9 protein-coding genes and 1 pseudogene are annotated in these 13,208 nt (G+C 71.8%); 1 reads left to right on the forward strand and 9 read right to left on the reverse strand.

The features are described from left to right. Nucleotides 1–12: 12 nt before the first annotated feature. From AWQ71_RS36350 to AWQ71_RS36365, 4 genes are all read right to left on the reverse strand, one after another. Nucleotides 13–1,812 (reverse strand): dipeptide ABC transporter ATP-binding protein, encoded by a 1,800-nt coding sequence (locus AWQ71_RS36350; protein WP_067142788.1) that lies wholly within the window; start codon nucleotides 1,810–1,812, stop codon nucleotides 13–15. Further along, nucleotides 1,809–2,648, reverse strand: a complete 840-nt coding sequence (locus AWQ71_RS36355) for an ABC transporter permease (protein WP_067142790.1) — start codon at nucleotides 2,646–2,648, stop codon at nucleotides 1,809–1,811. Before AWQ71_RS36355 ends, AWQ71_RS36350 begins: the two co-directional genes overlap by 4 nt. A gap of 37 nt (nucleotides 2,649–2,685) precedes the next feature. Continuing rightward, nucleotides 2,686–3,657 (reverse strand): ABC transporter permease, encoded by a 972-nt coding sequence (locus tag AWQ71_RS36360; RefSeq protein WP_084259700.1) that lies wholly within the window; start codon nucleotides 3,655–3,657, stop codon nucleotides 2,686–2,688. Between the two features lie 66 nt (nucleotides 3,658–3,723). After that, nucleotides 3,724–5,376: an ABC transporter substrate-binding protein gene (locus AWQ71_RS36365; protein ID WP_084259701.1), complete on the reverse strand. Its 1,653-nt coding sequence runs from the start codon at nucleotides 5,374–5,376 to the stop codon at nucleotides 3,724–3,726. A gap of 367 nt (nucleotides 5,377–5,743) precedes the next feature. Here AWQ71_RS36365 and AWQ71_RS36370 point away from each other — a divergent pair, with 367 nt between their 5' ends. Then, nucleotides 5,744–6,793 carry a hypothetical protein gene (locus tag AWQ71_RS36370; RefSeq protein ID WP_067142793.1) on the forward strand — a complete coding sequence of 350 codons (1,050 nt, stop codon included), beginning with the start codon at nucleotides 5,744–5,746 and terminating at the stop codon, nucleotides 6,791–6,793. 97 nt (nucleotides 6,794–6,890) lie between these two features. On the opposite strand, the gene htpX is transcribed toward AWQ71_RS36370, so the two are convergent. The 5 genes and pseudogenes from htpX to nuoK form a co-directional block, all read right to left on the reverse strand. Continuing rightward, nucleotides 6,891–7,739, reverse strand: a complete 849-nt coding sequence (gene htpX, locus AWQ71_RS36375; protein WP_067142796.1) for a zinc metalloprotease HtpX — start codon at nucleotides 7,737–7,739, stop codon at nucleotides 6,891–6,893. A gap of 85 nt (nucleotides 7,740–7,824) precedes the next feature. Further along, nucleotides 7,825–9,261, reverse strand: coding sequence for an NADH-quinone oxidoreductase subunit N (locus tag AWQ71_RS36380; RefSeq protein WP_067142799.1), 1,437 nt, complete (start codon nucleotides 9,259–9,261; stop codon nucleotides 7,825–7,827). Next, entirely contained in the window at nucleotides 9,258–10,901 is a 1,644-nt protein-coding gene (locus AWQ71_RS36385) for a complex I subunit 4 family protein (protein ID WP_067142803.1), read from the reverse strand. Before AWQ71_RS36385 ends, AWQ71_RS36380 begins: the two co-directional genes overlap by 4 nt. Before the next feature lie 16 nt (nucleotides 10,902–10,917). Then, on the reverse strand, nucleotides 10,918–12,753 hold the full coding sequence (locus tag AWQ71_RS36390) for an NADH-quinone oxidoreductase subunit 5 family protein (protein ID WP_067142806.1): 1,836 nt from the start codon (nucleotides 12,751–12,753) through the stop codon (nucleotides 10,918–10,920). A 173-nt stretch (nucleotides 12,754–12,926) separates the two neighbouring features. Further along, nucleotides 12,927–13,208 (reverse strand): annotated as a pseudogene (nuoK, locus tag AWQ71_RS44785) (NADH-quinone oxidoreductase subunit NuoK); the annotation flags it as partial.

A 13,208-nucleotide genomic window follows, 5' to 3' on the forward strand; every position in this document is an offset into this window, starting at 1 on the left:
CGCGCAACCTCTTCAGTCCGCTTGGTCCGCCGCCGGGATCGAGGCCAGCAGCCGTTGGGTGTATTCGTGTGCCGGAGCGCCCAGCACGGAGTCGACGGGTCCGCTCTCCACCACGCGCCCGTGGTGCATCACGTAGACGCGATCGGCAATCTGCCGGGCCACCGCCAGGTCGTGGGTGATGAACAGCAGGGTCAGCCCGAGCCTGCGCCGCAGGTCGGCGAGCAGGTTCAGGACCTGCGCCTGGACCGACACGTCGAGCGCGGAGACCGACTCGTCGCAGACGAGCAGGTCGGCGCGGGGCGCGAGGGCGCGGGCGATGGCGACCCGCTGGCGTTCGCCGCCCGACAGTGCCCGCGGCCTGCGCCGGGCGTACGCCGCGGGAAGCCCTACGAGCTCCAGCAGCTCGCCCACCTCGGACTTCGGCCGGCCCGCGGCCCGCAGCGCCTCGGCCAGCGAGGTGCCGATGGTGAGCCCGGGGTTGAGCGCGGAGTACGGGTCCTGGAAGACGATCTGCACCCGCCTGGCGCCGGTGGCGCTGCCGTGGAAGGTGATGCGCCCGGCGTCCGCCTGCTCCAGGCCGACGACGCACCGGGCGAGGGTGGTCTTGCCCGACCCCGACTCCCCGACCACCGCGACCGCCTCTCCGGCGGCGATCTCCAGATCGACACCGTCCAGCGCCGGCACGGCGGAGCCGGGGAAGCGCTTGGCCGCCCCTTCCACGCTGAGCAGCAACGGCGACGCCGTCGCCGCGTCCCCATCCCGCGTCTCCCCGGGCGACGGCGTGGGAGAAACGGATGCCGTGGGCACCGGCGGGACGGCCGTTCCGGCGCGCAGGCAGGCGGCCCGGTGATCGTCGGCCACCTCGGCCAGCAACGGCTCGGCGGTACGGCAGGCGTCGGTCACGAACGCGCACCGCTCCGCGAAGGCGCACTCCGCGCCGACCGACCACGGCCGGGGGACCGAGCCCGGGATCGTCGGCAGCACCGCGAGCCGATGGGTGAGCGGCGGGTCGCAGGCCGCGAGCCGGGCGGTGTACGGGTGCGCGGGCGCGTCGAGCACACGCGCCGTCGGCCCTTCCTCGACCAGCCGCCCCGCGTACATCACCATGACGCGGTCGGCCCGGCTGCGGGCGAGGCGCAGGTCGTGGGTGATCAGGATCAGCCCCATGTCGCGTTCGCGCTGGAGGCGGGCGATCAGCTCCAGAACCTCGTGCTGCGTGGTGACGTCGAGTGCCGTGGTCGGCTCGTCGGCGATCAGCAGGTCCGGGTCGGCGGCCAGCCCGGCGGCGATCGCCACCCGCTGGCGCATCCCGCCGGAGAGCTGGAACGGGTACTTGCCGGCGACCTCGGCGGGCAGCCCGACCTCGGCCAGCAACCGCGCGACGCGCTCGCCCCGGCCCGCCCCGGAGATCGCCCAGCCGATCTGCTCGCCGCAGCGATGCACGGGGGACAGCGAGGTGAAGGGGTCCTGGAGCAGCAGCGCGATGCGCGACCCGCGCACCTCGCGCCACGCGCCCCCCGGAGCGGCCAAATCGATCTCCAGGCCGGCCGGCCCTCGCTCCGGATCGGCACGTCCGGGGTCGCGGGCGGGAAGGTTCATCCTCCCGGTGGCGCGTACCCCCTCGGGCAGCAGTCCGGTCAGCGCCTTGACCGTCATCGACTTGCCGGACCCGGACTCCCCCACGATCGCGACCGTCTCGCCCGGGGCCACGGTGAGATCGAGCCCGGCGACGACGGCGCCGGCGGCCGACGTCACGCGCAGATCGCGTACGGCAAGCAACGGAGCACGTCCCGTCGCCGTCGATGTCGTCATCGGGCCACCACCCGTCGGTCCAGCAGGTCGGAGAGCCAGTCGCCGAGCAGGTTGACCGCCGTGGCGGTCAGGATGATCAGCACGCCGGGGACGACGGCGGCGAGCGGGTTGTCCCCGAGGAGCTGCCTGCCGTCCGCGAGCTGCCGCCCCCAGTCGGGCGCTCCCGGCGGGACACCGAGGCCCAGGTACGACAGCGAGGACAGCGCGACCAGCGCGAACGCGACGTTCAGCAGCAGGTTCGCCACGACGATCGGCACGATGTTGGGCGCGATGTGCCGGAACATGATCCGCGACGGGCGGATGCCGAGCACCCGGGCCGACTCGATGTACGGCCGTGGGGCCTGCTCGATGACCGCGCCGCGTACCAGCCGCACGTCCGACGGCGAGAACAGCACGATCAGCACGGCGACGGTGACCCAGTAGCCCCGGCCGACCAGTCCAGCGACGACGATGGCCAGCAGCACCGCGGGCAGCGCGAGCAGCAGATCGGCGTAGCGACCGGCCAGCATGTCGACGACGCCGCCCCGATAGCCGGCGTACGTGCCGAGGAAGAACCCGATCAGCATCGACCCGGCCGCGACCACCAGCGGGCCGAGCAGGGCGGACCGCGCGCCGGCCAGCGAGAGCTGCAGGATGTCGCGCCCGAGCTGGTCGGTCCCGAACAGGTGACCCTCGACGCCGCCGCCGACCACGCCGAGATAGATGTCCTGTTCCAGCGCGTTCGGCGCGATGATCTCCTGCGCGATGGCGCAGATCGCGACGAAGGCCAGCAGCGCGGCGGACAGGATCGCGACGACCGGGATGCGCCTCCGTCCGGCGTTCGACGTCCGGCTCATCGTCCCACCGCCCCGGCCCGCACCGATGAATCCCGCGTCATCGCCGCACCGTCCGGGCCCGTACGCGCGGATCGATGATCAGGTACGACAGGTCCACCAGGAACGCGGCCACGGAGACCACGAGGGCGACGGCGAGCGTCAGCGCCTGCACCACGGGGATGTCCTTGAACAGCACCGACTCCTCCATGAGCGACCCGAGACCGGGCAGGGCGAAGGTGACTTCGATGAGCACGGTGCCGCCGAACAGGTAGGCGACCATCAGGCCCAGGCTGGTGACGATCGGGATCGCCGCGTTGCGCAGGACGATGCGCAGCGTGGCGGCCTCCGGCAGTCCGCGCCCCCGGGCGAAGGTCACGTAGTCCTGGTCGAGTTCGCGGATGACGGCGGCGCGGGTCAGCTTGACGACGAAGGCCCCGAGCCCCAGGGCCAGCGCCACTGCGGGCAGCGCGAGGTGCCAGAGGGCGTCGAAGAATCCCTCGCCGGTCCCGTAGATCGGGAACCAGCCCAGGCCGAGCGCGAAGACGTACAGCAGCAGGAGGCCGACCGCGAACCCGGGCGCGCTGACCCCGATGACGGAGGCGGTGACCAGGACGCGGTCGAGCCAGCGGCCGCGGCGGACGGCGGTGAGGACGCCCGCCGGGATGCCGGCGAGGACCGACAGCAGGAACGCCAGCCCGGCGGTGGCCGCGGTGATCCCGGTCTTCTCCAGCATCAGCGGTCCGATCGGCCGTCCGGTGCGGATGGAGGTGCCGAAGTCGCCGGTGACGGCGTGGGTGAGCCACCTCCAGTACTGCTGCAGGAACGGCTCGTCCAGGTGGTGCCGGGCGCGGATCTCGGCCAGGGCCTCCGGGGTGACGTTGCGGGTGCCGAGCAGGTTGCGGGCGACGTCCCCGGGGGCGAGGTACAGCAGCGCGAACACCAGCAGGGAGAGGGCGAGCAGCAGCAGCACCGTCGCCCCGGCCCTGCGCAGCACGAAGGCCGGCACCGGGCCGGTCACCAGCCGCTTCACGGTCTTCTCACCGGCCCGCCCATCCGCCCGCCCATCCGTTCGTACGCCGACCCGGAGTCATGCCGGTCACTTGGCCGCGTAGAGGTGGTCCGGCCAGTTGGCCAGCAGCGTGTAGGAGGTGTAGTCCCGCACGCCGACGGCGCTGCTCAGGGCGATCGCCGACTGCCCCCACCACAGCGGCAGGTACGCAAGGTCCGCCGCCTGGGCGCTCTGCGCCTCGACCAGCAGGGCGGCGCGCCGGGCCGGGTCCGACTCGGCGCCCGACTTGGCCATGGTGGCCGCGATGCCGTCGTTCGCGTACTTCGCCGGGTTGCCCTCGCCGAGGAACCAGCTCGCGAGCTCGGCCGGGTCGCCGGTCGTGTTGAAGTACCACATGAAGCTCAGCGGCGGGAAGGTGTTCAGCTCGGCGAGCCACTGCTCGATCGGCAGCTCCTTAACGTCGAGCGTGATGCCGATCTTCTTCAGGTCCGCGGCGAAGGCGAGCGCGGCGGTGCCGAGGTGCGGGCCGGTGTTGGGGTACGACAGCGACACGGTGAAGCCGTTCGGCACCGACGACTGGGCGAGTTCCTTCTTCGCCTGCTCCAGGTCGTAGGCGTACTGCGGGATCGCGGCCAGCTCCTTCGTCGCCTGCTCGGGCGTCCACAGGCCGCCGAACTGCTCCGGAGTGGACAGCGCGGTCGCGACCTGGCCGCGGCCGCGCAGGATCTTCTGCACGATCGCGTCGCGGTTGATCGCGTGGGCGACGGCCTTGCGCACGTGGACGTCGTCGAACGGCTTGGCCGTCACGTTGAAGGTGAGCCCCGCGTACGAGCGGTCGGCCGCGTACACGACGCGGGTGCCGGGGGCGGCCTCCCACTGCCGTGCCTGGGCGAGCGGCACGTTGAGCGACATGTCGGCCTTGTTCGCCTGCCACGCCAGCAGCCGGGTGTTGTCGTCGGCGATGAACTCGAAGCGGATCTTGGCGACCTTGGGCCGGGGACCGTGCCAGGTGTCCACGCGGGTGAGCTCGACGTGCGAGTCCGGGGCGAACTCCGTCACCTTGTACGGCCCGGAGCCGACCAGCGGGGACTGCGCGGTGCCGAGCTGGTTCTTCGCCTTCTCCCAGGCGGTCTTGGGCGCGACCCACAGCGCGTCGACGTTGGACGGGATCCAGCCGAACGCCTCGTCGGCGGTCTTGCTGGTCAGCGTGATCTCGTTCGCGCCCGACTTGGTGGCCTTGTCGAGGTTGGCCCAGTAGCTCGCCGTGCTCGGCGACGCCTTCGCGTCCCTGGCCATCTCGATCGAGTGAAGGATGTCGTCGGCGGTGACGGGGCTGCCGTCGTGGAACTTCGCGTCGTCGCGGATCGTGTAGACGTACGTCGTCGGCGACGTGCGCTCGACCTTGGAGGCGAGCGCGGGGACGATCGCGCCGGAGGTGTCGACGCCGACCAGACCCTCCATGCAGATCCCGGCGACGTAGTAGTTCAGGATGCCGGACTCCTGGCCGGGATAGAGGTTCGACAGCGACCCGGGCAGCGCGACCCGGAGCAGCTCGATCTCCTTGCCGGTGTCCGTGCCCGCGGCGGCGCTCCCGCCCGATCCGGACGTCCCGGACTCGCGCGCCGGCGCCGCTCCGCACGCCTCAAGCAGCGCGGCCGCGGACAGGATGGTCACACCGGTGACGGCCGCCTTGAGCAGCCCGCGGCGGCTGAACGCGCCGCGCTCGTCGATACCCGCCATGCCACACCTTTCCCGGCATCAGGTCGTGCCTGACAAATCAAGCCCTGCTGCGCGCGGCCCAGACGGCGCCTCGCTGCGTTGTCGTCGTCGGCCGTAGGCTCCGCTACGGCCTCCTCCTCCGCCTTGCGATGCATCCATCTGGATCCGCGCTCGCTACGGGCAGCATTTGTCAGACACTCTCTAATGATCTGTCTACTCAAACGCCCCAAATGGCTAGATGCAGTAAACACCATCCATATGCGAATCTTCCACCGCTTTTCCTACTTGAACAGTAGGAAAAGCGGTGACCTTCGACACATCGTGGCCGATTCGTAACGCAACCTTTCGCCCACCCTCCGCATCTATCAGGTGACGAAAGGAGCAAGCGATGACAAGGAAAACGGCAATCCTCGCCGCCGCGGTCGCCGCGACGATCTCCGCTCTGGCCGCCCCCACCGCCGCCCAGGCGCGTACGGGCACCGCCGCAGCCGTGGAGACGAGAACGGGAGCCTCGTCCGCCGCGAAGGGCGAGGTCCGCTACGCCTGGGCGAAGTTGTGCGCGAAGAAGGGCGAGGAATACAACATCCCCTGCGGGCCGTGGACGGCCGTCATGCGCGACGGCACGGCCCGTACGGTCACCGACGCCCGGGTCAACCCCGTCACCGCCGCCGGCAAGGTCGACAAGGAGATGATGTCCGAGTTCGCCCTCAGTGGCGACGGCCGATACGCGGCCTACTTCCGCAAGTCGGACAACAAGCTGGTGATCCGCGACTTCGCCGCGAACCGGGTTCGGGTACTGCCCGGCACGACGGGCCGCCTGCCCAAGGGCGTCGGCATGGACGACGTCAACGCCAAGCTGTCGTACGACGGCGAGCGCATCCTGCTCGACTACTCGTCCGGGGATGCCAAGCTCTCCACGCTGCTCGTCGACCTCACGACGGGCAAGGTCAGCACGATCTCGCCGAAGCTCTCCGTCCAGGACTTCAGCCCCGATGGCCGCCACCTCCTGGCGACCCGCTCCACCAGCGAGAACACCACCGAGCTCCTCGTCCTCGACGAGAACGGCGCCACGACCGCCCGCCGCATCGTGCCGCAGGTCATCGCCAACAACATGCCGCAGGCCGTGGCAGACGATGGCAACAGCGTCGCCGTCACGATCACCACGCCGTCGGGCAAGACGCGCCTGCGCGTCTACGACCTGGAGGCCGACAACGTCGGCGCGGCGGTGGACGTGAAGGTGCCGAAGAACGAGTCACCCTACCGACTCAGCTGGGACGCCTCCGGATCCCTGACGCTGTGGGATCTGCGCAGCAACAAGGACGGTGACACGACGGGCCTCGTGCGTCGCTCTCTCGACCCCGACTCGGGCGCCACGAGCACGATCGACACGATCAAGCTCGGCTCCAAGGTCTACATGTGGTGGCTGCCGGGCGAATGACCCCACGCCTCACGGACCCTCGTACGGACGGCAGACCGGTCACGCACCCTCGCCTCGACGTGACCGGTCTGGCTCACGCGCCCCTCCGAGGAGAAGGTCAGCGACGGTAGCCGGCCATCCGCTCCAGCCGGGCGACCCGCTCGGCGGTCGGCGGATGGGTCGAGAACAGCTTGCCGACGCCCGCGCCGCGGAACGGGTTCGCGATCATCATGTGGCTCGCGGAGGCCAGCCGGCCGTTCTCCGGCAGCGGCAGCCGCCGGGCGCCCATCTCGATCTTGCGGAGCGCCGAGGCCAGCGCCAGCGGGTCGCCGGTGATCCGGGCGCTCGACTCGTCGGCGGCGAACTCGCGCGAGCGGGAGATCGCCATCTGGATCATGGACGCGGCCACCGGGCCAAGGATCATCATGAGCAGCGCGCCGAGGAAGCCCGGGCCGTCGTCGTCGTCCGACCCGAAGAACATCCCGATGTATCCGAAGTACGTGATCATCGTGGCCAGCGCCCCGGCGACCGACGAGATCAGGATGTCCCGGTTGTAGACGTGGGACAGCTCGTGCCCGATCACTCCCCTGAGCTCCCGCGCATCCAGCACCGTGAGGAGGCCGTGGGTGACGCAGACGGCCGCGTTGCGCGGGTTCCGTCCCGTGGCGAACGCGTTCGGCTGCATGGTCGGGGAGACGTAGATCCGCGGCATCGGCTGGCGCGCGTCATAGGACAGGTCGCGGACGATGCGGTAGAGGACCGGCTGCTCCACCTCGCTGACGGGGCGCGCCCGCATCGCGGAGAGGGCGATCCGGTCGGAGAAGAAGTAGGCGATCCCGTTGGTCAGCAGCGCGATCACGAGGGCCAGCCGCACGCCGGAGCCGCCTCCGAGCCAGGCTCCCACAACCAGGATCAGCGCGGAGAGAGCCCCCAGAAGGATCGCGGTACGCAGGCCGTTGTGGTGCACGCCACCCTCCTCACGAGCTCACGATTTGGTGCGTTCACCGGTACCAACGTGCGTGGCCAGGCAGAACGTTCCCACCGGGAAACGATCAGCCGACGACGGCGAGCACCAGTTGCGGAGCGACCGAGAAGGCCAGAGTGACCAGGACCGCGATCCCCACGGCGAGCGCGGCCGGCACCGGCGCGGACACCCGCGCGGGCGGGGCCGGGGCGGGCGTGAACAGCCGGGCCGTCCAGGCGATGTAGTAGTAGAGCCCGATCACCGTGTTCACCGCCATGACGACGGCGAGCCACCCGAGCCCGCCCTCCACGATCTGGCGGAACACCACGACCTTGGCGAACAACCCGGCGAGCCCCGGCGGGAGGCCGGCCAGGCAGAGGAGGAAGAAGGCGAGCGCGACCGCCGCCCCGGGCCGCCCGAAGGCGAGCCCGCGGTAGTCGTCCAGCTCGCCCCGCGCCGCCGTACGGGAGACCGTCATGACCACCGCGAACGCTCCGAGGTTCATCACGGCGTAGATGACGAGGTACGCCACCGAGGCGTCGCGGGCGCTGCCGCCGATCACGGCGAGCGGGGCGAGGATGTAGCCGGACTGGGCGACCGACGACCAGGCGAGCAGCCGCAGCGCGGCGCGCTGGCGCAGGGCGAGGACGTTCCCGGCGGTCATGGTCAGCGCGGCCACGACCGCGACGACGGGCGCCCACAGCGCCGCCTGCCCGGGCAGGCCGACGGTCAGGATGAGGATCAGCCCGGCGAACCCGGCGGCCTTGGAGACGACCGAGAGCAGCGCCGCGACCGGGACGGGCGCGCCCTGGTAGACGTCACCCGCCCAGAAGTGGAACGGCACCGCCGCCACCTTGAACGCGAACCCGGCCAGGACCAGCACGACGGCCACGGACGCCGCGCCGGAAGCGGCAGCGCCGGAGAGGGCCGCCGAGAGCGGCTCCAGATAGAGCGTCCCGGTCAGCCCGTACAGCAGCGAGACGCCGAACAGCGTGACGGCGGTCGAGATCACCGACACGAGGAAGAGCTTGAGCGCCGCCTCGGAGGCCCGGCCGTCGTACCGCTTCAGCGCGGTCAGCGCGAACACGGGCAGGGAGACCAGTTCGAGCGCCACGACGAGCGTGGCCAGGTCGCGCGCGGCGGGCAGCAGGACCGCGCCGGTCAGGGCACACAGCAGCAGGAAGTACCACTCGCCCGGCGGGATGCGCCGCTCCGCCAGCTCGGTCATCGACAGCAGCACGACCACGACCCCGGCGCCGAGCACCAGCCCGGACAGCACGAGCGTGAACCCGTCCACGACGAAGGAGCACCCGGCGCCGCCGGTGCAGAACGTGCGCCGCTCCCCACCGCCGAGGGCCTGCGCCGCGACGAAGCCGCCCGCGACCACGACCCCGGCCAGCGTGACCAGCCCGAGCGGCCCCGGTGTACGGCGGGGCCGGAAGACGTCGAGCAGCAGCACCAGCCCGGCCGCCAGCGCGAGCGCCAGCGGCGCGCCGATCGCGACGTAGTCGATGGACTGGATCACGCGCCCACCCCCCGGAGGATGGCCTGCACGGCCGGCGTGGTGATGGCCAGCAGCGCCTTCGGCCAGAGGCCGAAGATCAGGATCAGCACGACCAGCGGCACCCAGGCGGCCAGCTCGTACGCGGTCACGTCACGCCGTTCAGGCGGCTCCCCGAGCCCGCCGAGACCCGGAACGCCCGGAGCTCCCGGAGCCGCGACGGCGGCGACGGCGGCGACGACCGTTCCCGTGGCGACCGGCTCCACCGGCCCCTCGCCGCCCAGGACCTCGCGCACCTCCTCCGCCGACGTGACCGGCGGCCCCTCCGGCACCACCGGGCTTCCGTGCGTCACCCGGGACAGCATCCGCAGGAAGTACGCGGCGGTCAGGACGGTGCCGACACCGCCGATCACCATGAAGACCAGGAACAGCGGCCGGGACAGCTCGGCGGCGGGCCGGAACGCCCCGAACAGCGCGAGCATCTCCCCCCAGAACCCGGCCAGGCCGGGCAGCCCCAGCGACGCGACGCAGGCGAAGGTCAGCAACGACCCGATGTACGGCAGGCGGCTCAGCATCCCGCCGCCCAGCCGTGTCATGTCGGCCGTGCCGTACCGGTCCTTGACCGCGCCGGCGATGAAGAAGAGCAGCCCGGTGATCAGGCCGTGCGCGACGTTGCCGAAGAGGGCGGCGTTGACGCCGACCGGGGTCAGCGTCGCGAAGCCGAGCAGCACGAACCCCATGTGCCCGACCGACGAGTACGCGATCATCCGCTTGAGGTCGCGCTGCGCGAGGCAGGCCAGGGAGCCGTAGACGATGCCGATCACCCCGAACGCGCCGAGCCAGGGGGCGAGCGCGGCGGCGCCCTCCGGCAGGATCGGGATCGCGATGCGGGCGAAGCCGTACGTGCCCATCTTGAGCAGCACTCCGGCGAGCAGCACCGAGCCCACGGTCGGCGCCTCGGTGTGCGCGTCGGGCAGCCAGGTGTGCAGCGGCCACATCGGCGCCTTGACCGCCAGGCCGAGGCCGATCGCCAGGAACGCCACGATCTGCGCCGAACGCGCGATGGTGTGGCCGTGGGCGAGCGCCACCATGTCCAGCGTCCCCGCCTGGGCCCAGACGACCAGCAGTCCCAGCAGCATGACGGCGGAGCCGAGCAGCGTGTACAGGATGAACTTGACCGCCGCCGCCCGCCGTCCCGGCCCGCCCCAGACGGCGATCACGAAGTACATCGGGACGAGGACGACCTCGAAGAACACGAAGAACAGCAGCAGATCGAGCGCGAGGAACGTGCCGATCATGCCCGTTTCGAGGACCAGCAGCGTGAACACGAGCGCCCGGGGCCGGCGCGGCGGTCGACCGGCCAGGAGGACGAAGCACAGGAACGTCAGCAGCGCGGTCAGCACGATCAGCGGCAGCGAGACGCCGTCCACGCCCAGATGGAACCGCAGGGCCAGCCCCGGGATCCAGGACAGGTCGGTCTCGAACTGGATCCGGGCCGCGTGGCCGTAGTCGAAGGTCGCCGCCAGCCCGACCGCGAGGACCAGCGTCACTCCGGAGACGGCCAGGCCGTACCGGCGGGGCGTCCGCCCGGCGAACCCGGGAAGGAGCAGCACGGCCGCGCCGACCAGGGGAACGGCGAGCATCGCGATCGGGAGCCAGCTCATACGCGGGGCACCTCCGTCATCCCAGCACCACCACCGCCACCGCGATCAGCAGCACCCCGGCGAGCACGCCGGTGACATAGAGCTGGGCGTTGCCGTTCTGCGCGCGGCGCAGCAGCCCGGACAGGCCGACCGCCGCCCGCCCCGACCCGCGTACGGCGCCGTCGACCACCCGGTCGTCGGCGCGCACCACGCCGCGCGCGAGCCGCAGGACCGGCCGGGCGACCAGCCGGTCGTAGACGGCGTCCAGGTAGAAGGCGCGCTCGCACGGCGTGCGGAAGGGGCCGAGCATCCGCGCCGGATCCAGCTCCGGAGCGCCGCGCCACAGCGCGTAGACGACGCCGGCGCCGAGCAGCGCGATCACCACGCTGGTCGCCGCCGACCCCGCGTCGAGGTCGCGGACCCCGGCGAAGCCGAGCCCCAGGGCGGGTACGGCGAGCAGCACGACCGGCCACAGCATGGAGCGGGGCACCCGGCGGTGCCCCCCACCGTGATCACCTGCGTGTGGCAGCACGACCGTCCGCGGCGAGCCGAAGAACGTGCGCAGCCAGGCGCGGGCCGCGTAGGCGCCGGTCACACCCACGGTGACGAGCGCGCAGCCGTACAGGAAGGGCTGCGCGGGGCCGTGGGCGCGCTCGATGGCCGCGATCACGGCGTCCTTGCTGAAGAAACCGCTGGCCGGCGGCAGCCCGGCGAGCGCGGCGAACCCGATCGTCATCGTCCAGAACGTCACCGGCAGGGTCGAGCGGAGCCCGCCCATGTGGCTCATCAGGTTCGACTCGACGTGGTGGATGACCACGCCCGCGCACAGGAACAGCAGCGCCTTGAACGCGCCGTGCGTCACCAGGTGGAAGATCGCCGCGTGCTCCGACCCGGCCGCCAGCGCCCCCGCCATGAGCGCGAGCTGGCTGATCGTCGAGTACGCCAGCACCCGCTTGAGGTCGTCCTGCGCCAGTGCGGCGAGCGCCGCGCCCAGCATCCCCACCGCGGCGATCACGCCGAGCACGTCCAGCGTCGGCTGGGCCGCCAGGAAGGCCGGATAGAGCCGGGCGACCACGAAGATGCCCGCGGCCACCATGGTGGCCGCGTGGATGAGCGCGCTGATCGGGGTCGGGCCGGCCATGGCGTCCGGCAGCCACGTGTGCAGCGGCACCTGGGCGCTCTTGCCCGCGACCCCGGCGAGGAGCAGCATCGTCGCGGCGACGAGCGTGCCCTTCGGCAGGTCGGCGGCGAGGATGTCGTCGATGCGGAAGCTGCCCGCCGACAGCCCGAGGGTGAATATCCCGAACAGGAATCCGACGTCACCGAGCCGGGTGACCAGGAACGCCTTGACCGCCGCCCGCGAGTTGGCCCGGTCCTCCCACCAGTGCCCGATCAGCAGGTAGGAGCACAGGCCCATGATCTCCCAGCCGACGTACAGGACGATCAGGTCGCCCGCGTAGACCACGAGCAGCATGGCGCTGGTGAACAGGCTGATGAACGAGCTGTACGACGGATAACGCGGGTCGTCCCGCATGTATCCGACGGAGTACACCTGGACCGCCAGCGCCACGACGGTGACGAGGACGCCGACGAGGGCGGCGAGCCCGCCCGCCTGGAGCCCCACGGAGATGGGCACGGAGCCGGTCTCGATGCGGACCGGCCACGCCGCCGCCTCGCCGCCGCCGGTCGCCTGCCACCCGGCCAGCCACGCCGCCGCCACCGCCGCGCCCGCGACGGGTACGACCGCGAACCACGCCGCCCGCCGCCGTGCCGTACGGGCGGGGGTGCGGCGGCGCGGGAACCGCGAGCCGAGCAGCCCGGCGGCGGCTCCCGTGAACGGCAGCAGGACGGCGAGAGCGGCCAGGACGATCATCCGGCCTCCGAGGGGTCGAGCGCTCCGGCGGAACCCGAGCCTGAGGGGGCCGGCCGCGGTCCCGGCGCGGCCGGTCCGGCGTCGGGTGGGGTGGGAGGGCCGGACGGGCCGGATCCGGGCGGCCCGGCGGTCGTGGGACTCATGAGGTCGCGCTCGCTCAGGTCCCGGAGCCGATCGACGTCGATGGTGCGGCGGTTCCTGAAGACCGAGAGCACGATCGCGAGGCCCAGCCCCACCTCGGCCGCCGCGATCACGATGACGAACAGCGTGAGCACCTGACCGCCGTGCAGCCGGTCGCGTAACCACACGTCGAATACGACGAGATTGAGGTTGACCGCGTTGAGCATCAACTCGACCGACATCAGCACGAGGATCGCGTTGCGCCGGGCGAGCACGCCGTAGACGCCGATGGAGAACAACAACGCGGAGACGACCAGGGGATAGACGACGTGCAC

The organism is Microtetraspora malaysiensis (assembly GCF_001528665.1).
Lineage (GTDB): Bacteria > Actinomycetota > Actinomycetes > Streptosporangiales > Streptosporangiaceae > Microtetraspora_A > Microtetraspora_A malaysiensis.

Coding starts and splice junctions, on each gene's coding strand:
- AWQ71_RS36350 (WP_067142788.1), bottom strand. CDS start 1,812: ATGACGACATCGACGGCGACGGGACGTGCTCCGTTGCTTGCCGTACGC.
- AWQ71_RS36355 (WP_067142790.1), bottom strand. CDS start 2,648: ATGAGCCGGACGTCGAACGCCGGACGGAGGCGCATCCCGGTCGTCGCG.
- AWQ71_RS36365 (WP_084259701.1), bottom strand. CDS start 5,376: ATGGCGGGTATCGACGAGCGCGGCGCGTTCAGCCGCCGCGGGCTGCTC.
- AWQ71_RS36370 (WP_067142793.1), top strand. CDS start 5,744: ATGACAAGGAAAACGGCAATCCTCGCCGCCGCGGTCGCCGCGACGATC.
- AWQ71_RS36385 (WP_067142803.1), bottom strand. CDS start 10,901: ATGAGCTGGCTCCCGATCGCGATGCTCGCCGTTCCCCTGGTCGGCGCG.
- AWQ71_RS36390 (WP_067142806.1), bottom strand. CDS start 12,753: ATGATCGTCCTGGCCGCTCTCGCCGTCCTGCTGCCGTTCACGGGAGCC.